Raw genomic sequence first — 19,783 nt, 5'->3', positions numbered from 1 at the left:
TGGGCGTAGGCGAGGTTGTGGACCGTGGTGGCGCCGGTCGCGGAGACATAGACGACGCGGGCGTTCGGTAGCGCGTGCTGGAGGCGCAGGCCGGCGCGACCCTGCTGCGAGGCGGCGACGTCGCCGCGTTCTCCCTTGCCGCCACCGGCGTTCTGCATCGCGTGCGCCTCGTCGAAAATGAGGACTCCATCGAAGTCGGAGCCCAACCATTCGACGATCTGCCGGACGCGCGAAACCTTCTCGCCGCGGTCGTCGGAGCGTAGCGTGGCATAGGTTGTAAACAGGACGCCTTCCGGCAGCGTGATCGGCCGCCCCTGCGGGAAGCGCGACAGCGGCGTGACCAGCAGGCGCTCCATGCCGAGCGCCGACCAGTCGCGCTGCGCGTCCTCGATCAGCTTGTCGGACTTGCTGATCCACACTGCCTTGCGGCGGCCCTGGAGCCAGTTGTCGAGAATGATCGCGGCGGACTGACGGCCTTTACCGACGCCGGTGCCGTCGCCGATCATGAAGCCGCGCCGGAAGCGGGCGGCGTTCTCTGCATCCTCGCGCGCGGCGGTGACGATGTCGAAGGTGGCGTCCACCGTCCACGATCCGGCGAGATGGTCCGCGTGCGCTTCGCCCGCATAGATCACGGTCTCGAGTTGGGCGTCCGACAGCAGCTCATGGATGCTGGGCGGCAGGCTTGGCCGATAGCTCGGCTTGGGCGGAGCGACCGAAGCCATTGCGGCCGACTGCACCAGCCGGGTCGGATGGGCCTGGGCACCGGCGATACGGATCGCCTGCAATCCGTATTCCTCGTAGATGCCCTCGGACAGGCGGCCGCCTTCGCCGACGAGCCAGTCCTGGGTCTCGTAGGCGAGCGGGAGACCCTCCGGTTCGGCCATCGGCGCAGTCGCCGGGACGGCCTTGGCGGCGCGGTTGATATAGCCACGCACGCTGCGGGGGGTGGCAGGCGCGATGGCCGGGACCACGACGGAGGGATCGACGGCGAGCCGTTCCGGCGCCTGCTCGTCGATCCAGCCCAGCAGCGTGGCGACGTCCGGCGCGACGCCGGGCGCTGCCGGAAACACGGCGGGATCGTCGGCGGGCCGCTTGTCGATGACAGTTAGGCGCGTCTCGATGGTGGTGCCGTGTTTGGCATAGACGGAGCCGTCGATGACGGCGGAGAAGACGACGCGCCCGCGCGCCTGCAACCGGACGAAGGCGTCCCGCCAGGCCGGATTGTCGGGTGCGAAGCTGGCGCCGGTGATCGCCACGAGCCGGCCGCCGGGGGCCAGACGCGCCAGGGCCGAGGCGACATAGCGGTAAGCGGCGTCCGCCATGCGGCTCTCGACATTGGCCATGACCGAGAAGGGCGGATTCATCAGCACGACGCTGGGCATCACGGCGGGATCGAGATGATCGTCGATCTGCGCCGCGTCGAAACGGGTGACGGAAATGGCCGGGAAGAGCAGTGACAGCAGATTGGCGCGGGTGTCGGCCAGCTCGTTGAGAACGAGCGCGCTGCCCGCGATCTCGGCGAGGATGGCGAGCAGGCCGGTGCCCGCCGACGGCTCAAGCACCCGGTCGGCCGGAGTGATGGCCGCGGCGTGGGCGGCGACCAGGCCGAGCGGGATCGGCGTCGAGAACTGCTGGAAGGTCTGGCTCTCCGCCGAACGCCGCGTATGCGTCGGCAGAAGGTTGGCGATTTTCGACAGCGCGGAAAGGCGAGCCGCCGGAGACCCGGCTTTACGGAAAAGCGCACGTCCGTATTTACGGAGGAACAGGACGGTCGCCGCCTCGCAGGCGTCATAGGCCGTCTTCCAGTCCCAGGCGCCGGTGGCGTCCGACGCGCCGAAGGCGGTCTCCATCGCCGCACGCAGGGCGGCGGCGTCGACGCGCTCGCCGCGTTCGAGATGAGGCAGGAGCTGGCCGGCGGCCGCGAGGATGGCGGCTGCGGCTGCGGGTTCGGGATTGGAGCCGAGCGGAAGCGGCGCGGCGGCGGTCGCCGCCGCGGATGCGGAAATCATGGTCATGGTGGGAACCTCAAGGAGAGCGGAAAAGGGCGAGCCCGCGCGGCGCTCTCTCTCGACCGCACCGGCTCAAACCCGTCCCGGCGGCCCTCTCACTCTCAAGGCACCCACATGGAAAAAGCGCCCGACCGTGAGGTGGGGCGCTTTTCGAGGGGATCAGTTCCAGAGCCCGTCCGCGATCTCGGAGGCGACGAGCGTGCGGGCCTTGCGGATCAGGTCATCGCCGCAGGTATCGACATGGCCGAAGAACCGCGCGCGAGCGCCGTTCGCGGTCCAGTCGGCATAGGCGCAATATTCCCGAGCATCGGATCGAAACGCCCGCATGTCGCCGGCCCAGTGAGGCTTGGGCTCGACGACGACGGTGAGGCCGTCTCTGGTCTCCGGCCAGGGCAGAGACCGTTCATGCGGCGGATGCTGGCGATCCGCCGCGAAGATGGCGTCGATGTCGGTCATGGCGCCTCTCCCGTCTCGGGCCGCACGAAGCCTTCGGGATCGTCGGGATCGGGCGGCAGATAGGCGTCGTAGGGATTGCCGTCGGCGAGATGGCCGAAGGGCGTGAAGACATAGTCGCCGTTGTCCCGCCCCACGGCGCAGATGACGTAGCGCGCGCTGCCCGTCACCGCGTCGAGGCACTCCATGAGTGCGAGATTGCCGTCGCCCGCCGCGCGCAGCAGGGTCTGGAAATTGCTCCGGGCATGGGAGGGGATGCTCATAGCGGACCTCCCTCGTCGGAGAGGGTCTGGGCAAGCCAGCCATCGGTGTAGATCCAGTCCACGGTCTCGCCGGTGGCGAGGTCGAGGACATGGGCGCCGCCGCCGAACCCGTCGAGACGCGGCCGCGAGCAGGTGTTGGCGTATTGGAAGCCCCATCTGCCGGTGAGGCCGAACTCAGCGGCGCAACGCTTCACGAACTGGATGAGGCGCTCGGGATCGCCGGTCACGTCGTCGCGCATCCAGAGTTCGGTGCCGCCGTATTGCGGCTCGATCGACAGAAGGAAGCCCTCGGAGGGTGGTTCCTCCGACGCGCCTTCCGCGGACAGCGTGTTGTAGAGGTCGAGCGCGCGGGCGGCGTTCTCGGGCGTGCCGACGTCGAGCAGGCACGAGAAATGGGTGAAATAGTTGGCCATGACAGGCTCCTGAAACGAGAAAGCCCGGCGCGATGGCCGGGCTCGGTTGAGGGATGATCGAAGGGGTCAGTAGCCGAACCGCCAGGATGGCCAGGGCTGGCCATCGTCGGCGGCGGCGACGGCTTCCGGCAGATAGCCGGCATCGCCTTCGACCAGGGTTGGATCGCGCACCGGCGTTTCGTCGATGACGGTGACGCAAACGACGAGACCGTCTTCGACCTCGACGTGGACGGGCACGAGATACTGAAAGACGACGCGGCGCGTGGCGGACGGGTCGGGTTCAATCATGGAAGGTCTCCTTGCGAAGATGCGGGGAAGCGACCTCCCGCCGCTCCCCCGCGGTGAGGGTCATTCGGCCGCGATCGTCAGGGCGTCGTCGTCCTCGATCTCTTCGGCATCCTCGTCGCCGTCCTCGCTGAGGAAGGCCGGCAAGGCGGCCTCGTCGTCGGCGTCGGCCTCCGCGCCCGGTTCGATGGCCTCCCCGTCATGGGGATCAATCAGGCGCAGCGGCTCGGGCAGCCAGGCGGTGTCGGCCAGCAGGCGCTCGGCCTCCTTGGCCATGTCGCCCTTCTTCAGATGGTCGATGAGCTGGGCGGCCCGTTCGCCGGCACCTTCCCGGACAGCTTCGAGGATGCGGGGCTTGGTGACGCGACCGAGATAGTTGCCGACCGTCGGCCGCCAGCCCGCCGCCACCATGTCGAGGCCGGTGGCGCGCGCCAGCCGGTCGGCCTGGGCGAGGCGGACATCCAGCCCATGCTGGCTGACGCCTGATCCGTAGGGGTTCGGCCGCTCGAACAGCGCGTTCACGCCGAAGCTGACGCAATGGGCGAGCAGATCGAGGCGCGTGCCCGGATCGAGATCGGTGAGCCAGTCCCACAGCGCCTGGTCGTCGGCGGGAACGTGATCGCCCCAGCGCCCGTGCCGCTCGGCGATCTCGTGCGCCGCGCCGCTGTCCTTCAGCTCCTCCGGTTGGGCGGAGAAGAAGACGTGGCGGACGCTGGCCTCGAGGCAGCCCGTCGGCGCGGGTCGCCGGAAGGTATCGCTGACCAGCTTGTGCAGCAGCATGGTCATGGCGACGTCGGGATGCTCGGCGAGCGCGTTGCGCAGCGCCAGCGTGCGATGCGCGGTCAACTCGATGACGAGGCGCTCGGGCAGCGGCTTGATGCCGTCCTCCTCGTCGTCTTCCGGCTCCGCGGCCTGGCCGCCGACGGTGACGACGGCGCGTTGAACGGCGGGCGTGGCCGAATGGCCGGTGTCGCCGTCCGTCTCCGTCGTGTCGTCTCCTTCGGGGGCGACCGGGCGCTCGTCCTCGGGGCGGACATAGCCACGGTCGACCGACAGCGAGCCGTCGGCGTCGAGGCTGACGAAGACGCCGGCGATGGCGATGTCGGCCGGATCGTAGATCGCCGGGCGCTGCTCGAAGGCGTCGAGCGCCTGCTCGATCTCTCCGAGACGCGCGTCGATCTCGTCGGGCAGCTCGTCGGCTTCGGCATATTCGGCCTCGAGCCGGTCATACTCGTCACGCAGCGCCTCGCGAGTGGCGCGCTCCTCGTCGGTCAGGTCGACCGCCGTTCCGACAAGCTCCCGAAGCCCGTGCTCGTGGCCGTAGGGAAAGCTCAGGGCGGCCTCGACCCAATTCCAGCCTTCGCCCGCGATCTCGTCGGCGGCGGTCTTGAGCTTCTCGGCCACCAGGAGGTCGAGCAGGGCCGGGTCTTGCAGCCAGCCGCCGTCGTCGGACTGGAAGAGGTCGCGCAACACGATGCCGCCGGCGGCTTCATAGGCTTCGACGCCCACGAAGACGGCCCGCCTGTCGGAAGCCCGCACCGTGGTCTCGGTCAGCATCCGGCGGATGTGATAAGGCTCTTTCTGCCAGCCATCCTTGATCGCGTCCCAGACCTGCTCCTGGCGTGCATGGTCGGAACTGACGGTGAAGGCCATGAGCTGCTCGAGCGTCATGCCGTCGTCGGCGTAGATCTCGAGCAATACCGGCGAGACGGAAGCGAGGCGCAGGCGCTGCTTCACGATATTGACGCCGACGAAGAAGGCGGCGGCGATGGCTTCCTCGGTCATGCCCTTCTCGCGCATGGCCTGGAAGGCGCGGAACTGATCGAGCGGATGCAGCGGCGCGCGTTCGATGTTCTCGACCAGCGAGACCTCATCGACCATGATGCCGCTGTTGGCGTCGCCGACGACGCAGGGCACCGGCGCGGACTTGGCCAGACGCTTCTGTTTCACCAGCAATTCGAGCGCGCGATAGCGGCGGCCGCCGGCGGGCACCTCGAAGATCCCGGTCTCGGCGCCATCGGCGTCGAGGACGGGACGGACATGCAGGCTCTGGATCAGGCCGCGCCGGGCGATGGACTGGGCCAGCTCCTCGATCGAGACGCCGGCCTTGACGCGCCGGACGTTGGACTGGCTCAGCACCAGCTTGTTGAAGGGGATGTCGCGCGCCGACGACAGGATGATCTTCTGAATGGCAGTCGCCATGATCGTTACTCCGCGACGGGCGGCCGAGAGCCTCTCTCTCGACCTCCGACCCGTCACGAAGTGAAGCGCAGCCCTCTCACTCTCAGGAGGGCCGCGCCGGGCGGGCGGAAAAGCGTGAAGCCGGAAGCCCGCCTCTCCGCCTTTCCGGTTTTCAGGATCATCACACTCCGCAGAGGCCCTCGCACTCGTTGGGCCAGAGATCGAGCTGGCCACGATCGGCATCGGTCGACAGGTCGACTTGGTCGAGCGGCACCGCGGAACGGTGGAGATAGACGTCACCACGAATCCCCCGGAATCCGGTGCGAATGGCGGCGTCGATCGATACGGCGTCGGCCCAAGCCTCGGGATCGTGGTCGCGCATCCGCCGCCAATGATCGTCGGAATGGAACGGGCAACCGATGCAGGCGCTCTTGGGTGGCAGGGGGTAGTCGTGCCGATCCAGCCAGCGCAGGCAATCCAGGCGGGTCATGCCTTGCTCGATGAGCGGCCAGCGGTTGATCTGCCACGGCTCGAACGAAGGCTTCATGCGTAGCACCTCGTCGAGCGAGATCCCGATCCACTGTTCGGCGATGGGCGCCTTTGGAGAGCGCCGGCCGGCGATGCCGAGCAGCTCGCGGACCTTCCGGCGGATTGGCGCGATCTTGTAGTCGCCGGTGCATTGGCGGCGGATCATGCCGACCCCGACCCGTTCGGTCGGCACGATGCGGGAGCCGATGGCGACGAGATCACCGTTCTCGTCCTCATCATAGACGGGCAGCTCCGCGCCTGCCGGCGTCACGGTGCGGGTGAAGGCCGGGATCGAGGCCCATCGCTCGCCGCGCGCGCCGGCGAGAAGGTCGGCACGCAGGTCTCCGGCCGAGACGATATGGACCGGGAAGGGCAGGACGTTGGGCGATCGCAGCCAGGCGAGATGCTCATAGACGGCCCTCGGCTCCCAGCCGGTATCGGCGAAGATCGCGCAATCCGGCATGGGGCCGATCTCGCCATGCGCGGCCATCAGGGCGAGCGTGGTGGACTGGACGCCGGCGCCCAGGCTGAGAACACGCAGGCGGATGGACGCCTGCTGTTCGGGGGATGGCGCCAGTGCGGGGAAGACGGGGGCGTTCATCACGCCGCCTCCCGTTCGTCGTCGGCCATGCCGACGTCGGCGTCCGGCAGGAAGCCAAGCAGCCAGTCGGCCGCCTTGCTGGCCTGGGACGCGGCGCGCACGATGGCGCGATTGTCCTCGCGCAGCACTTCGAGCCAGGAGCCGATGTAGTCGGCATGGCGGACGGTGGGCGTGATGCCGAGCGAGGCGCAGCAGAAAGCGGCGTTGATCTCCGCGACCAGCTCCTCGAAGGCGTATTTCTTCGAGCCGAAGCCGCCGGTGAGGTCACGGCCGAGCCGGGAGGCATGGCCGGTCGCGTGCCCCAGCTCGTGCAGGGCCGTGCGGTGCCAGTTGATCGGTTCGAAATATGCCTGGGGCGGCGGCACCTGCACAAAGTCGTGCGCCGGCATATAGAAGGCGCGGTCGCCGCCGATGCGGAAGTCGATGCCGGTCGCCCGGATCAGGGTCTCGACCCGCGGCTCGATGAGGCCGGGCGGAGGCGGTGGGGCCACAATGGCGACATCCTCCGGCAGCCCGTCGCATTGCGCCGCGTTGAACACCGTGAAGCGCTTGAGGAACGGGATCGCGGCGGCTTCCTCGCCGGTTTCGCGGGCGCGGCGCTTCTCGTCCTCCGGCGTGAAACGATCGGCATAGACGACGGTGGTGCCGTGCTCGCCGCGGCGGACATTGCCGCCAAGCGACAGGGCCTGGCGGAAGGTGAGCCAGCTCTGGCCGGGAAAGCCGTGCTGGATCACCGCGCCCCAGAGGATCAGCACGTTGATCCCCGAATAGTGCCGGCCGGTCGCGGCGTTTCTCGGCATGGCGAGGGGCGCCTTGACCGAGGCCGATCCCCAGGGCTGGACCCAGGGGAAGCGGCCCGCCTCCAGCTCGGCGATGATCTTGCTGGTGATGTCGTCGTAAAGGTTCGTCCGGCCGGAGCCGGCACGCCCGTTGCGGTCGTTCCTGAACATCGCGGTTCTCCGCGACGGGCGCCGGAGACCTCTTCTCCAGCCCTCAACCCGTCACGGAAACCCCGTCCGCACTCTCACTCTCCAGGGGGCGTTGCGGGGCAGGCTGTGCAAAAACCCGGGCAACTCTGATCGCCACTAGCCGCCCCGATAGCGCAGCGCCTCAAGCAGCACGCGGAAGGCCGGTGTCGGTTGGCGGCGGCTTGTGTAGTAGAGGTGGTAGCCAGGAAATGGCGGACACCAGTCGTCGAGCACGCGCACAAGCTGGCCGGATCGAAGGTGCGGACCGACCTGGTCTTCCAGCACATAGGCAAGACCTAAGCCGCTGAGCGCAGCCTTCACCATGACAGGTGGGCTGTTGAAGATAAGCTGACCTTCGACCCGGACGTTCACGGCGCGGCCGCCTTTCTCGAACTCCCAGGCGTAGAGGCCGCCCTGCGTGGGCAGGCGAAGGTTGATACAGACATGCTCGGCCAGGTCGTGTGGCGTCCTGGGCGCCGGCCGATCGGCGAAATAGGACGAGGATCCCACGACCGCCATGCGCAGGTCCGGCCCGATCCGTACCGCAACCATGTCTTTGGCGATCTGTTCGCCATCGCGGACGCCGGCGTCAAACCGCTCGGTCACGATATCCGTCAGGCCATAGTCGATGACCACCTCGACGTTGATATCCGGATAGTCCGGTAGAAGACGAGCAACAGCGGGCAGGAGGACCGTTTCGGCGGCGTGTTCGGTCGCTGTCAAGCGCACGGGGCCGGCTGGCTTGTCGCGCAGCTCGCCGAGCGATTCGATCTCGGCGTCGATCTCGTCGAACCTCGGCCCGATGACCGCCAGCAGGCGCTCGCCCGCCGCCGTTGGCGTTACGTTGCGCGTCGTGCGGGTCAGGAGTTGGACGCCAAGCCTCTCTTCCAAAGCCCGAAGGGTATGGCTGAGAGCCGACTGCGAAACAGCGAGTTTAACGGCCGCCTTCGTGAAGCTGCGCTCCCGGGCAATCGTGATGAACGCGATCAGATCGTTTGCATTGGCGCGCGGCACTCATGAGCCGTTCTCATAACCACGTGCCGATTTTAGCGTCTAATCGCGGAAAGGGGCAGGCCCTAGATTAGCGGCCGACCAAACAACCTGACGTGCGGATGCGCCGTCGACTGCCCGAGGAACCTGCCATGAATCTCAAACGTGCTGGCTCTCAGCCCTCCATGAAGGGTCCCGCTGACTGGTTTACCGGAACGGTCCGCATCGATCCGCTGAACGCGCCCCCCGCGCCGGCCCGCCATTCCTGCGCGGCAGTTACCTTTGAGCCGGGCGCCCGATCCCACTGGCACACCCACCCGCTTGGCCAGACCCTGATCGTCACCGCGGGCGCCGGCTGGACCCAGTGCGAGGGCGAGCCGATCGTTGAGATCCGCACCGGCGACGTGATCTGGTGCCCTCCGGGGCACAAACACTGGCATGGGGCCTCGCCGACCACGGCGATGACCCACATCGCGATCCAGGAAGCGCTCGACGGCAAGAACGTCGACTGGCTCGAACCTGTGACCGACGACCAGTACCTGGCTGGTCCGCCAACCAAGGATTGAGCCATGCCGCATGTCATCGTGAAGATGTATTCGGGTCGCCCGCGCCAGCAGAAGGCCATGCTGGCCGAGGCGATCACCAAGGCGGTGACCGGGACGCTGGGCTATGGCGAGGAGTCGGTCTCCGTCGCCATCGAGGACGTCGAGCCGAAGGACTGGGCCGAGGCAGTCTATCGCCCGGACATCCTCGACAGGCCGGACGAGATCTACAAACCGCCCGGATACGACCCGTTCAAATAGGCGCGGGCCCTTTTCATCAAATTCGGAGTTCGACCAATGTCTGACACACCCGCCAAAGCCCCCAGCCCCTTCGCCGACATCGCGCCCGCGCTGGCTGGCTACACCGATGAAGTCCTGTTCGGCGATGTCTGGAAGCGCCCGGGCCTGTCGCCGCGCGACCGCAGCCTGGTCACCGTGGCAACGCTGATCGCCAACTACCGGACCAATGAACTGCCGTTCCATCTGAAGTTCGCGCTGCAGAACGGCGTGACGCGGGAGGAGCTGTCGGAGGTGATCACGCACCTGGCCTTCTATGCAGGCTGGCCCCCGGCGAGCACCGCAGTCGGCATCGCTCGCAAGGTGTTTGAGGAAGCCGGCGTCTGAGGCGCCGTCCGCGATTTTTCCGAATGAAAGGCCACAGCATGATCCTCGAAGATACCTTCAGCCTCTCCAACGGGGTCAGAATCCCGAAGCTGGGGCTTGGCACCTGGATGATCGCGAACGACGCGGTCGCGCAGGTCATCCGAAACGCGGCCGAGGTCGGCTACCGGCACTTCGACACGGCGCAGGCCTACGAGAACGAGCGCGGGGTGGGCGAAGGATTGCGCGCCAGCGGCGTTCGCCGAGACGAGCTCTTCGTGACCACGAAGCTGGCCGCCGAATGCAAGAACTACGGCGAGGCGACGACGCGCATCGACGGCTCGCTCAAGGCGCTCGGGCTCGACTACGCCGACATGATGCTCATCCATAGCCCCCAGCCGTGGGCGGAATTCCGCAAGGGCGAGCACTTCTTCGAGGGAAACCTCGAGGCTTGGCGCGCGCTTGAAGAGGCGCACAAGGCCGGCAAGTTGCGGGCTATCGGCGTCTCCAACTTCCAGCAGGCCGACCTCGACAACATCCTCGACAACGCCGCGGTCAAGCCGGCCGTGAACCAAATCCTGGCCCACATCGGCAACACGCCGTTCGACCTGATCGAATATTCTCGGAGCAAGGGGATCCTGGTCGAGGCCTATTCTCCGGTCGCCCACGGAGCCGTGCTCAACAATTCAGGCCTGGCCGCGATGGCGGGCAAGTACGGCGTCTCCGTCGCCCAGCTGTGCATTCGCTACTGCCTCCAGCTCGACCTTCTCCCCCTCCCGAAGACGGCGAACCCGGAGCATATGCGCAACAACGCCGCCGTCGATTTTGAGATTTCCGCCGCCGACATGGAAACTCTGAAGAACGCCAGGTCCATCGAGGATTACGGTGAGGCGAGCCGGTTCCCCGTTTTTGGCCAGATGAACCGCGCCAAGAGCCCGTCCGCTCCCCAAGGTTGACGACGCGAGTGATCAGCAAGCCCCTTTAACTTGGGAACCGAGCAAATCACCGTAGAATCAAGGCGTTGAAACGGATGGAGGCAGGCCGTGAGCTTCATCGACGGCGATAGCCGGCATCAGATCAGCCTGCTGCCGGCTTGCGTTGACGACTACGTCGCGTCCGACGCTCTTGTTCGGGTCGTCGATGCCTTCGTGGCCAGCCTCGATCTGACCGATCTCGGCTTCAGCCGGGTCGTGGCGGCGGCTACGGGCAGGCCAGGATTCCAGCCCGGCGACATGCTTCGCCTCTACGTCTGGGGCTATCTCAACCAGATCCGATCATCGCGGCATCTCGAGCGAGCGTGCGTTCGAGACCTCGAAGCAATGTGGTTGATGCGACGCCTGGCTCCGGACTACCGCACCATCGCGGCGTTCCGTCACGACAATCCCGAGGCAATCATCGCGGCCAGCGCGGCCTTTGTGCAGTTCTGTCGCGAACAAGGCCTCATCGGCGGGCGGGTCGTCGCGGTGGATGGAACGAAGATGCGGGCGGTCGCAAGCCCAAAGAATATCGCCGGCGCTGAGCGTCTCGCGAGGGACATCGCGCACCGAAAAGGAGATCGCCTACTATCTCGACCGGCTCGACATCATCGACGAGACCGTGTCCCAAGGGTTCGACGATCAGCCGCTACACCGCGAAAACTTCAAGGCGGCCATCGGGTCGCTCCAGCGCCGAAAAGATCGCCTGGTCCGAAGGCAGGAGGAACTGGAGCGTCGCGACGAAAAGGTTGTCGTCTTCGGCGAGCCAGAATCCAAGCCGATGGGCTACGGTCTCGCGCCCAAGACGCCTTCGTACAATCTGCAGAGCGTGGTCGACGTCGAAAGCGGCCTGATCGTCCACCACGATGTCTACAGCGATGCCAATGACAGCCACCTGCTTCACCCGGTCTCGGTCGCGGCGAAGCAGGTTTTGGAGGTCGATCAGATCCAGGTGCTGACCGACGGGGGCTATTCAAACGCCGAGGAGATCGCTCGTTGTGAGCGAGAGGGCATTGAGGTGGCTGCGCCCATCAAGCGAGGCGCGATGAACTCCGATCACTTCAGGCCGGCCCAGTTCGTCTATGACGACGCGACCGACACCATCCGCTGCCCTGCCGGACAAACGCTGCGTCCTTCTGGACTTCACACCCGGAACCGGGCGATCCGCTATCGGACGCCGGCCTGCACGAGTTGCACCTTGAAGCCCCGATGCACGCCTGGCGCCCAGCGCACGATCCATCGGCTGGTCGACCAGGGCGCCCTGGACCGCATGGAGGCGAGAATCTGCGCCAATCCCAGTTTGATGACGATCCGACGATGTACGGTCGAGCATCCCTTCGGGACGATTAAGCGGATGTCTGGCGGCGGACGGTTCCTGACCCGAGGGCTTAGGGCGGTGAAAGCGGAAGCAGCGCTCTCGATCCTCGCCTTCAACATCCTCCATGCCGCGAACGCCTTCGGCGCCGCGATGATCACGCCAAACTGAGCAGGGCACTCGCTTTACGGCGGCCTCGTTGGACGGGACCGAGCCGAGTTCTTGCACAGCCTGGGGGTTCTCCCCGCAGAAGGGGTCGGCCGAGACCCTGGCTCGGCCGCAGGGGAAGGCTTTCCCCTATCCGGGCTTCCTTGAAAACTGTCAGAAACTCGCGTATATTTCCGACAGTAGAAAGACGATGACACGGCTGACCGAACAGATTCTGGCCCATGCGACGGGACTGCCCGAAGGCGTCCCCGTGTCCGCCAAGGGCCTGCTCCACCTCGGAAACCGGGCGGCCGTGGATCAGGCATTGTCGCGTCTGTCGGAGCGCGGGCAGCTCATCCGCGCCGGTCGTGGCGTCTATCTGCGTCCCATCGCCAGCCGGTTCGGCACGCGCGCACCTTCGGTCGAGCAGGCTGTCGAGGCCCTTGCGACCCAAAAGGGGGAGATCATCGTCTCGAACGGCGCCGCCGCAGCGAACGCCCTGGGCTTGACGACGCAGGTGCCCGTCCGCTCGGTCTATCTGACCTCCGGGCGCAGCCGAAAGATGCACCTCGGCAAGCAGGTCGTGGAATTGCGGCACGCGCCACGCTGGCAACTGGCTCTGGCCAACCGCCCGGCGGGGGAGGCCGTGCGGGCGCTGGCCTGGCTCGGCCCCGAAAGGGCGGAGGCCGCGCTCACGACATTGAAGCGGAAGATGCCGCCCGGCGTGTTCGGCGAACTGGTCGCCGCCGCGCCGCAGCTTCCGACGTGGCTCGCGCAGAGCGTGGGAAGGGTGGCGTATGGCTGACGTCTTCCTCCAGCTTTCGGCCGAGGATCGGCGCGATGCGTTGGGTGTCGCTGCCGACCGCTCGGGCCGTCCTACCCATCTTCTCGAAAAGGATGTGTGGGTGGTGTGGGCGCTGGCGACCCTCTACGCCGCGCCGCTCGGTGAACATCTGGTGTTCAAGGGAGGCACGTCGCTGTCGAAAGCCTATCAGGTCATCCGCCGGTTTTCGGAGGATGTGGATCTGACCTACGACATTCGGGCGATCGCGCCCGATCTGGTCGGGGACAATGGCGAGGGCCTGCCGAAAACCCGGAGCGAGGAAAAGCGCTGGTCCAGCGAGGTTCGCCGGCGATTGCCGGTCTGGGTCGCGGAGGCCGTGCAGCCCGTGATCGCGACCGCGCTGGCCGCCGAAGGTCTGGCGGCGGCCATTCGCGTCGATGATGACAAGCTCTTTATCGACTATGAGGCGACCGCGGCCGGCTCCGGCTATGTCGCGCCCAGCGTCATGCTGGAGTTCGGCGCCCGCTCGACGGGCGAACCGGCGAGCCTGCGCGACGTCGTCTGCGATGCGGCCGGCCTGATCGACGGGCTGATATTCCCGACGGCGCGGCCGCGCGTCATGCACGCGGAGCGGACCTTCTGGGAGAAGGCGACCGCCATCCATGTCTTCTGCCTCCAGGAACGGCTGCGCGGCGACCGCTTCGCACGACACTGGCACGATGTTGTTCGGCTGGATGAAGCCGGCTTCGCGGAAGCCGCTTTCGCCGATCGCGAACTGGCCAACGCTGTCGCCCGCCACAAGTCGATGTTCTTCGCGGAGAAGGCCGCCGACCGCACGCCGATTGACTACGCAGCGGCCGTCAACGGCGGCTTGCAGCTCGTGCCGGCCGGCGATGGCGCGAAGGCGCTGGAGGACGACTATGCCCGCATGGTCGAGGATGGGCTGCTCTTCGATGACGCGGAGCCGTTCGAGGCGCTCATGGCGCGGTGCGCTGATATAGCCGCGCGCGCGAACAGCGCGGCCAAATAAGAAACTGGGGGGATCGGGGGTATATGAGCGAAGTCGGAGACGAACGAAAATTCCAGTTTCTGCGGAACGGCGATGCCGATCCATCGGAACTCGACTGGAACAAGGGGATCGAGAGCGCCCGCCAGGCGATTTCCGAGGCCATGAACGCCAAGAATATTGCGTTTTTGCTCGGCGCTGGATGTTCCTCCCTGATGAGGGACAAAAAGGAACTCGGCATTGCGACCATGGCGCCCCTGGCCAAGGAGTTCTGTGGGGAAACACTCGAGGCGCGGGCGGCGGGATTTTACGGTGATCCGCCGGTCGTCGGCGCTGCCCCGGCGCCGTGGCGGCTGACCAAGGGCGAACTCGACTATCTCGATGCGCTCGGGATCGACCTGGCGAAGGACTACAGCCGGAACCTCGAACGCTTGATGGAGGTGCTGTTCGCGCAGCGGTTCGTGCTGCGCCAGAGCGAGAATCCCGATCTTCACCCCTACCGCGCTGTTCTCGACGGCATCATCAAGAAGGTCCAGGACTTCCTATGGACCCGTGTCACCCAAGGGGCCTTCGCCACGGAGGGCGACACCACCGTGCGCGACCTCTACGAGCGGTTCTACAAGAAGCTGGTCCTGCGAGATCGGTCCTTGCCCCGGCCGTGGGTGTTCACGACCAACTACGATCATTTCAGCGAATTGGCGATGGATCGCCTGGGCATTCCCTATGCCAACGGCTTTTCCGGCGTCGTGGAACGTCGCTTCAACCCGGCGATATTCCGCTATGCTTTGGCCGAGCAGCTCGACGTTGCCAGCCGCAAGTGGACCGCCGTCGACGCCTTCGTCTATCTCTGCAAATTGCATGGTTCGGTCACTTGGACCGAGGACGATCACGGCCTGTTCCCGATCAAGGAGGTCTGGCCGCCGGAATCCACGAACCAGATGCTGATCTATCCGACGCCAGCGAAGCAGAACTCTTCGCTCGGCTCGCCCTACGCGGACCTGTTCCGGGAATTTCAGTCCCGGATCGTGCGCGAGCAGAGTGTTCTCATCACGGCCGGCTACGCCTTCGGTGATGAGCACCTGAACAACATCATCTACCAGGCGCTGACGATCCCGACGTTCCGTCTGGTGATCTTCGCGGCGCCGGATACGGCCGGCGAGATCGCCAAGCTGCGGGCGCTGCGCGACCCGCGCATTTGGATCATTGGAGGCGACGGTCCTGCCGAGGGAACGAGGGCGCACTACTTCGACATGATCGTCGAGCATTTTATGCCGCAGCGTCCCAGCGACAGGATCGATGACGCCGTTCGCAAGGTGTTGTCCGAACTGGCGCCGAAAAGGGACGACGAGACGAAGGATAGCGAGGCATGAGCCACGACGATCGCAAACGCGCGATCGGCAAGGTGGTCTCGGTCGCGGCCGACCGCTTTGTCGTGGAGATGCACGTCGGCACCGACAACTTCACGGTCGTTGGCTTCGACGGCGTGCATTATGTGGCGCGGCTGGGATCGTTCCTGATGATCCCGTCGCAGTCGGAATATGTCGTGGTCGAGGTTGTCGGCCTGCGTGAGCGCGACGCGAGCACTCCATCCGAGCGAGGCGACTTCGATCGGGCTGGCTCCTCAAAATATCTGGACGTGGTGCCGGTCGGCATGTTGCCGATGCGTGGCGGCGCGTTCCGTTTCGGTGTGTCCGTTTTCCCGTCTCTGTATGCGGACGCACTCTATGCACTGGACGGCGAACTCGATCGCATCTTCGAGACCGAGGCGGCCGTCGAGCCGTCAGTCGGTCCGGATGGTGGCGCCTGCGAACCCGAAGGGGCCACGCGCTATCGGGTTCTGCCCATCGGCAAGTCGGTGGTGTTCGAGAACTACGACATCAAGGTCCGGCTGAACGAGTTCTTCGGCGGTCATGTCGCCGTCCTGGGCAATACCGGCAGCGGCAAGTCCTGCACGGTCGCCTCGGTCTTGCAGTCCCTTTTCAGCAAGCCGGAGGAGCATCACGCCCGCGGCGCGACCTTCGTCGTCTTCGACGTCAATGGCGAGTATCACGCCGCTCTGGCCGCTTCCGCGAAGGAGGGAGCCATCGGGGTCGAGCGCGTCGTCCTCGACGGCACGGCGGCAGGCTTCCGTATACCGCATTGGTTCCTGGAGATGGCAGAATGGGAACTGCTTTTGCAGGCCAGCGAGCGAACACAACTGCCGGTCCTTCGGACGGCGTTAGGTCTGACAAGTCTCTTTCATGCCAATACGCCAGAAGCTCTGGCGCTGCGCGAGCACTTTGTCGCCACCTGCATCATTGAGTGTTTTCGAGGGGCAGATGGCGACTCCCCCGTATCGAAATTTCAGCGCGTCGTCTCTCTTCTCCAGAAGTATCCGACAAACGACCTGAATATGGCGCTTCTGAACCGCTTTAATCCTAATTTTCAGTATGGAAATTTTTCGGGGAACAACCAATCAGCGTTTCTGGACGAAGTGAGAAAAAAGCTCCGGGAGGACGCGCCCTTACCAGCCTATAATCGGACGCCATTCTCTTTTGATGAGCTGCACGAGTGTCTCGACTTCGCGATTCTCTACGAGGAGGCTCACGGCAATCGCCAAATCCGAGACTACTGCTCGTCCATGGTCACGCGGCTCAGATCCCTTCAGGAGAGAACAGAATATGCCTTTCTGCGTCACGAAGGAGCTGACGTTGACGCGGCTGTAAGCGATCTGGAATTTTTGACCAACATCGTCGGTCTGCAAAGGGCGGCGGGAGAATCGTTCATCAAACGCAATCAGGTCATTATTATTGATCTCAATTCCGTCGAAGATGAAATCGTTGAGCTGGTCAGTGCGGTCATCGCACGCATGCTTTTTCGGTTTCTTCGCCATGCGGAACCGAGAAACCGCTTCCCGATACACCTACTGCTCGAAGAGGCTCATAGATATGTCGCCTCTACGCCGTCCCGATTTTCCATCGACGCCACCAAGATTTTCGAGCGCATCGCCAAGGAAGGACGAAAATACGGCATGTTCGTGTTGCTGGCGTCTCAGCGCCCGAGCGAGCTGTCCAAGACGGTTCTCAGCCAGTGCTCCAACTTCCTGGTTCACCGCATCCAGAATCCCGACGATCTCTCCCAAATTCGCCAGATGACGCCGTTCATCTCAGAGTCGGTCCTGAAGCGGTTGCCGTCATTGCCACGGCAGCACGCGCTGGTGTTTGGAACGTCGGTCAATCTACCGACGACCTTCAAGGTCAGGGAGGCATCCCCGCGACCGCGGAGCGACGATACCGCCGTCGTCGATCTGTGGTTCCACGAAGAAGGTCGAGGCGCTGACATTCGCCTCGCGCTCCGTCCGGTCGACGCCGCTGCTGCGGCGGCTGGAGAGGAACCGATGGCGGTAAACGAAGTGCCGGACGATGACATCTTCTGACCATCTGGAGACTCTGGCGCAGACACTGGAGGCCACGGGGGATTACCGGGTGATCCGGCGTCTCAAGCCGCGCCCTCGCACCGTTCCGCCTCCCGGCACCCCGCTGCGCCTTGGCCTGGTGGTCGATGTGGAGACCACGGGGCTCGACCCTCAGCGCGACGAGATCATCGAACTCGCTATGACGCCATTCAACTACGGCTTGGATGGCACCGTTTTCGGCGTGGGCGACAGCTTCCAAGGGCTGCGTCAGCCGAGCGAGCCTATCGCCCCGGAAATCACCGCGATCACGGGCATCACCAACGAGATGGTGGCCGGCCAGATTATTGATCCCGCAGCGGTAGCCACATTCGCGGCGCCGGCTTCGCTCGTCATCGCGCACAACGCGGCGTTCGATCGCCGCTTTCTTGAACGATTCAGCGACGTGTTCTCGACGAAGCCGTGGGCTTGCTCGCTCAGCCAGATCGATTGGGCTGCGGAGGGGTTCGAGGGCACGAAACTCGCCTATCTCGCTCAGGCCGCAGGCTTCTTCTATGACCGTCACCGCGCGATGCACGACTGTCTTGCTACGGTCGAGTTGCTGGCAATGCGGCTGCCCCGATCTGGCGTTACGGGTCTTAGACGCCTCCTGGACGGCGCTCGTGCCGTTTCTTGGCGCATCTGGGCGGAGAACTCGTCCTTCGACCTCAAGGATGTCCTCAAAGCGCGGGGATACCGTTGGAACGGCGATCCGTAACCGGTGTTTTCAGGCCACGGCTGTCCAGGGCATGAGTTTGCCGACGGCGTTTGCGTGATGACCGTTGGCTAATTTGCCCAGTGTTTCGGTCAGCCAGTCGTGCGGGTTGATACCGCTGATCTTGCAGTTCTCGATGAGCGTGGCGATCACCGCCCAGTTGTCGCCACCTTCATCGGATCCGGCGAAGAGCGCATTCTTGCGGTTGAGGGCCAGGGGCCTGATGCTGCGCTCGACGGTATTGCTGTCGAGGTCGATGCGGCCGTCGTCGAGGAAGCGCGAGAGGCCTTCCCAGCGGGTGAGCGCATAGCGGATCGCCTCGCCGAGCTTGGCCTTGGCGCTGACCTGGCGGTTCCGCGCATCGAGATACTGGTGCAGATCATCGATGATGATGCGGCTGCGTTCATCGCGGACGAACCGGCGCTGCTCTGCAGACGTGCCGCGCACCTCGTCCTCAATGGCGTAGAGCATGGCGATGCGGCGCAGCACTTCGGTGGCGACCGGTGAGTTGTCAGCCAACTCGTAGAACTTACGCCTCACGTGAGCCCAGCAGAAGGCAAGTTGGACTTGCTGGCGGCGCTTGGCGAGCGCGGCGTAGCCACCATAGCCGTCGACCTGCAGTGTGCCAGCAAAGTCGCCAAGATGCGTCTCGGCGCGCTCGCCCTTGCGGTCGGCGGCATAGACATAGGCAACCATCGGCGGATCATCGCCACCCCACGGCCGGTCATCGCGGGCATAGGCCCATAGCTGGCCTGTCTTCGTCCGCCCGCGGCCCGGATCGAGGACCGGCGCCGTGGTCTCGTCAGCGAACAGCCGCTGAGATCGTCGTAATCGCTCGAGGATATGGTCACGCAAGGGCCGCAAGTACCAAGCTGCCCGGCCGACCCAGTCGGCCAACGTAGATCTATCGAGCTGGATGCCTTGCCGGGCGTAGATCTGCGCCTGACGATACAGTGGCAGGTGATCGGCATACTTGGCAACCAGCACCTGGGCGATCAGCGCTTCGGTCGGAATGCCGCCCTCGACGATCCGTGCCGGCGCCGGTGCCTGCACGACGGCGCTCTCGCACGAGCGGCAACCGTAGCGCGGACGGCGGGTGACAAGGACGCGGAAGGTCGTGGGCACGACATCGAGACGCTCAGCCACGTCCTCGCCGATCTTGTGGAGTGCGCCGCCGCAGCACGGGCAAGCCTTGTCATCGAGATCGACGACCTGCTCGATCCGCTCGAGATGGGCCGGCAGTGATCCCCGGTTGGTCTTGCGCGACCGCTCCGCCGGAGCCCGGCTTGCCTTGTCCCTGGCATGTTCAGCCTCTGCCAAGGCCGTCTCGACTTCTTCCAGGGCAAGCTCGAACTGGTCGGGATCGAGCTGCTCCGACCGGCGCCCGAAACGGTGGCGCTGCAAGGCGTCGATGATCGCCTTCAGGCGTTCAGTCTCAGCCTTGAAAACCTTCAGCGCGTCGAGCTCGCGGGCCTGTTCGAGGACCAGCGCACGGAGCACTTCAATGTCGTCGGGGAGGTCCGCTTCCATGAGCATGAAAGCAGTGATGAGGTGGACGGCCCCCACCCAAACGGCATCG

The 19,783-nt window shown here is 65.4% G+C and carries 20 protein-coding genes and 1 pseudogene; 11 read left to right on the top strand and 10 right to left on the bottom strand.

Going from position 1 to position 19,783, the window contains the following annotated elements; genetic code table 11:
• The 9 genes from ACFFJC_RS09365 to ACFFJC_RS09325 form a co-directional block, all read right to left on the bottom strand.
• The coding region (locus ACFFJC_RS09365; protein ID WP_379487235.1) for a strawberry notch-like NTP hydrolase domain-containing protein at positions 1 to 2,015 on the bottom strand (2,015 nt) is incomplete at its 3' end.
• A 153-nt stretch (positions 2,016 to 2,168) separates the two neighbouring features.
• On the bottom strand, positions 2,169 to 2,465 hold the full coding sequence (locus ACFFJC_RS09360; protein WP_379487234.1) for a hypothetical protein: 297 nt from the start codon (positions 2,463 to 2,465) through the stop codon (positions 2,169 to 2,171).
• The gene (locus tag ACFFJC_RS09355) at positions 2,462 to 2,725 is read right to left on the bottom strand and encodes a DUF6117 family protein (protein ID WP_379487233.1); all 264 of its coding nucleotides are present in this window, start codon (positions 2,723 to 2,725) and stop codon (positions 2,462 to 2,464) included. Before ACFFJC_RS09355 ends, ACFFJC_RS09360 begins: the two co-directional genes overlap by 4 nt.
• On the bottom strand, positions 2,722 to 3,138 hold the full coding sequence (locus tag ACFFJC_RS09350) for a hypothetical protein (RefSeq protein WP_053553346.1): 417 nt from the start codon (positions 3,136 to 3,138) through the stop codon (positions 2,722 to 2,724). Before ACFFJC_RS09350 ends, ACFFJC_RS09355 begins: the two co-directional genes overlap by 4 nt.
• Before the next feature lie 66 nt (positions 3,139 to 3,204).
• A complete protein-coding gene (locus ACFFJC_RS09345) occupies positions 3,205 to 3,426 on the bottom strand; it encodes a hypothetical protein (RefSeq protein ID WP_293808044.1) in 222 nt (73 codons plus the stop codon).
• A gap of 60 nt (positions 3,427 to 3,486) precedes the next feature.
• Positions 3,487 to 5,625 carry a ParB/RepB/Spo0J family partition protein gene (locus tag ACFFJC_RS09340; protein WP_379487232.1) on the bottom strand — a complete coding sequence of 713 codons (2,139 nt, stop codon included), beginning with the start codon at positions 5,623 to 5,625 and terminating at the stop codon, positions 3,487 to 3,489.
• 160 nt (positions 5,626 to 5,785) lie between these two features.
• On the bottom strand, positions 5,786 to 6,733 hold the full coding sequence (locus tag ACFFJC_RS09335; protein ID WP_379487231.1) for a hypothetical protein: 948 nt from the start codon (positions 6,731 to 6,733) through the stop codon (positions 5,786 to 5,788).
• Positions 6,733 to 7,683 (bottom strand): ArdC family protein, encoded by a 951-nt coding sequence (locus ACFFJC_RS09330; RefSeq protein WP_379487230.1) that lies wholly within the window; start codon positions 7,681 to 7,683, stop codon positions 6,733 to 6,735. Before ACFFJC_RS09330 ends, ACFFJC_RS09335 begins: the two co-directional genes overlap by 1 nt.
• Positions 7,684 to 7,818: 135 nt before the next feature.
• Positions 7,819 to 8,715, bottom strand: coding sequence for a LysR family transcriptional regulator (locus tag ACFFJC_RS09325; protein ID WP_379487229.1), 897 nt, complete (start codon positions 8,713 to 8,715; stop codon positions 7,819 to 7,821).
• 128 nt (positions 8,716 to 8,843) lie between these two features.
• Here ACFFJC_RS09325 and ACFFJC_RS09320 point away from each other — a divergent pair, with 128 nt between their 5' ends.
• From ACFFJC_RS09320 to ACFFJC_RS09270, 11 genes and pseudogenes are all read left to right on the top strand, one after another.
• Positions 8,844 to 9,257, top strand: a complete 414-nt coding sequence (locus ACFFJC_RS09320; protein ID WP_379487228.1) for a (R)-mandelonitrile lyase — start codon at positions 8,844 to 8,846, stop codon at positions 9,255 to 9,257.
• A 3-nt stretch (positions 9,258 to 9,260) separates the two neighbouring features.
• Positions 9,261 to 9,494 carry a tautomerase family protein gene (locus tag ACFFJC_RS09315; RefSeq protein ID WP_379487227.1) on the top strand — a complete coding sequence of 78 codons (234 nt, stop codon included), beginning with the start codon at positions 9,261 to 9,263 and terminating at the stop codon, positions 9,492 to 9,494.
• Positions 9,495 to 9,530: 36 nt separating this feature from the next.
• On the top strand, positions 9,531 to 9,857 hold the full coding sequence (locus ACFFJC_RS09310; protein WP_379487226.1) for a carboxymuconolactone decarboxylase family protein: 327 nt from the start codon (positions 9,531 to 9,533) through the stop codon (positions 9,855 to 9,857).
• Between the two features lie 38 nt (positions 9,858 to 9,895).
• Entirely contained in the window at positions 9,896 to 10,789 is an 894-nt protein-coding gene (locus ACFFJC_RS09305; RefSeq protein WP_379487225.1) for an aldo/keto reductase, read from the top strand.
• Positions 10,790 to 10,876: 87 nt separating this feature from the next.
• Positions 10,877 to 11,197, top strand: a pseudogene (locus ACFFJC_RS21300) (transposase); the annotation flags it as partial.
• A 103-nt stretch (positions 11,198 to 11,300) separates the two neighbouring features.
• Positions 11,301 to 12,293, top strand: coding sequence for a transposase (locus tag ACFFJC_RS09295; RefSeq protein ID WP_379487224.1), 993 nt, complete (start codon positions 11,301 to 11,303; stop codon positions 12,291 to 12,293).
• 187 nt (positions 12,294 to 12,480) lie between these two features.
• The gene (locus ACFFJC_RS09290; protein WP_041575670.1) at positions 12,481 to 13,074 is read left to right on the top strand and encodes a DUF6088 family protein; all 594 of its coding nucleotides are present in this window, start codon (positions 12,481 to 12,483) and stop codon (positions 13,072 to 13,074) included.
• Positions 13,067 to 14,083, top strand: coding sequence for a nucleotidyl transferase AbiEii/AbiGii toxin family protein (locus ACFFJC_RS09285; RefSeq protein ID WP_379487223.1), 1,017 nt, complete (start codon positions 13,067 to 13,069; stop codon positions 14,081 to 14,083). Before ACFFJC_RS09290 ends, ACFFJC_RS09285 begins: the two co-directional genes overlap by 8 nt.
• Positions 14,084 to 14,106: 23 nt before the next feature.
• Positions 14,107 to 15,429 carry an SIR2 family protein gene (locus ACFFJC_RS09280; RefSeq protein ID WP_379487222.1) on the top strand — a complete coding sequence of 441 codons (1,323 nt, stop codon included), beginning with the start codon at positions 14,107 to 14,109 and terminating at the stop codon, positions 15,427 to 15,429.
• Entirely contained in the window at positions 15,426 to 17,474 is a 2,049-nt protein-coding gene (locus tag ACFFJC_RS09275; protein WP_379487221.1) for an ATP-binding protein, read from the top strand. The genes ACFFJC_RS09280 and ACFFJC_RS09275 overlap by 4 nt, the downstream gene beginning before the upstream one ends.
• Positions 17,461 to 18,207, top strand: a complete 747-nt coding sequence (locus ACFFJC_RS09270; protein WP_379487220.1) for a 3'-5' exonuclease — start codon at positions 17,461 to 17,463, stop codon at positions 18,205 to 18,207. The genes ACFFJC_RS09275 and ACFFJC_RS09270 overlap by 14 nt, the downstream gene beginning before the upstream one ends.
• A 9-nt stretch (positions 18,208 to 18,216) precedes the next feature.
• On the opposite strand, the gene tnpC is transcribed toward ACFFJC_RS09270, so the two are convergent.
• Positions 18,217 to 19,740: an IS66 family transposase gene (gene tnpC / locus ACFFJC_RS09265; RefSeq protein ID WP_379487236.1), complete on the bottom strand. Its 1,524-nt coding sequence runs from the start codon at positions 19,738 to 19,740 to the stop codon at positions 18,217 to 18,219.
• Positions 19,741 to 19,783 lie beyond the last annotated feature (43 nt).

Origin of the sequence: Novosphingobium soli (assembly GCF_042432915.1) — a bacterium.
Taxonomy (GTDB): domain Bacteria; phylum Pseudomonadota; class Alphaproteobacteria; order Sphingomonadales; family Sphingomonadaceae; genus Novosphingobium; species Novosphingobium soli.
The sequence above is the reverse complement of the archived record's forward strand: the minus strand, read 5'-3'. Positions and strand labels throughout refer to the sequence as shown.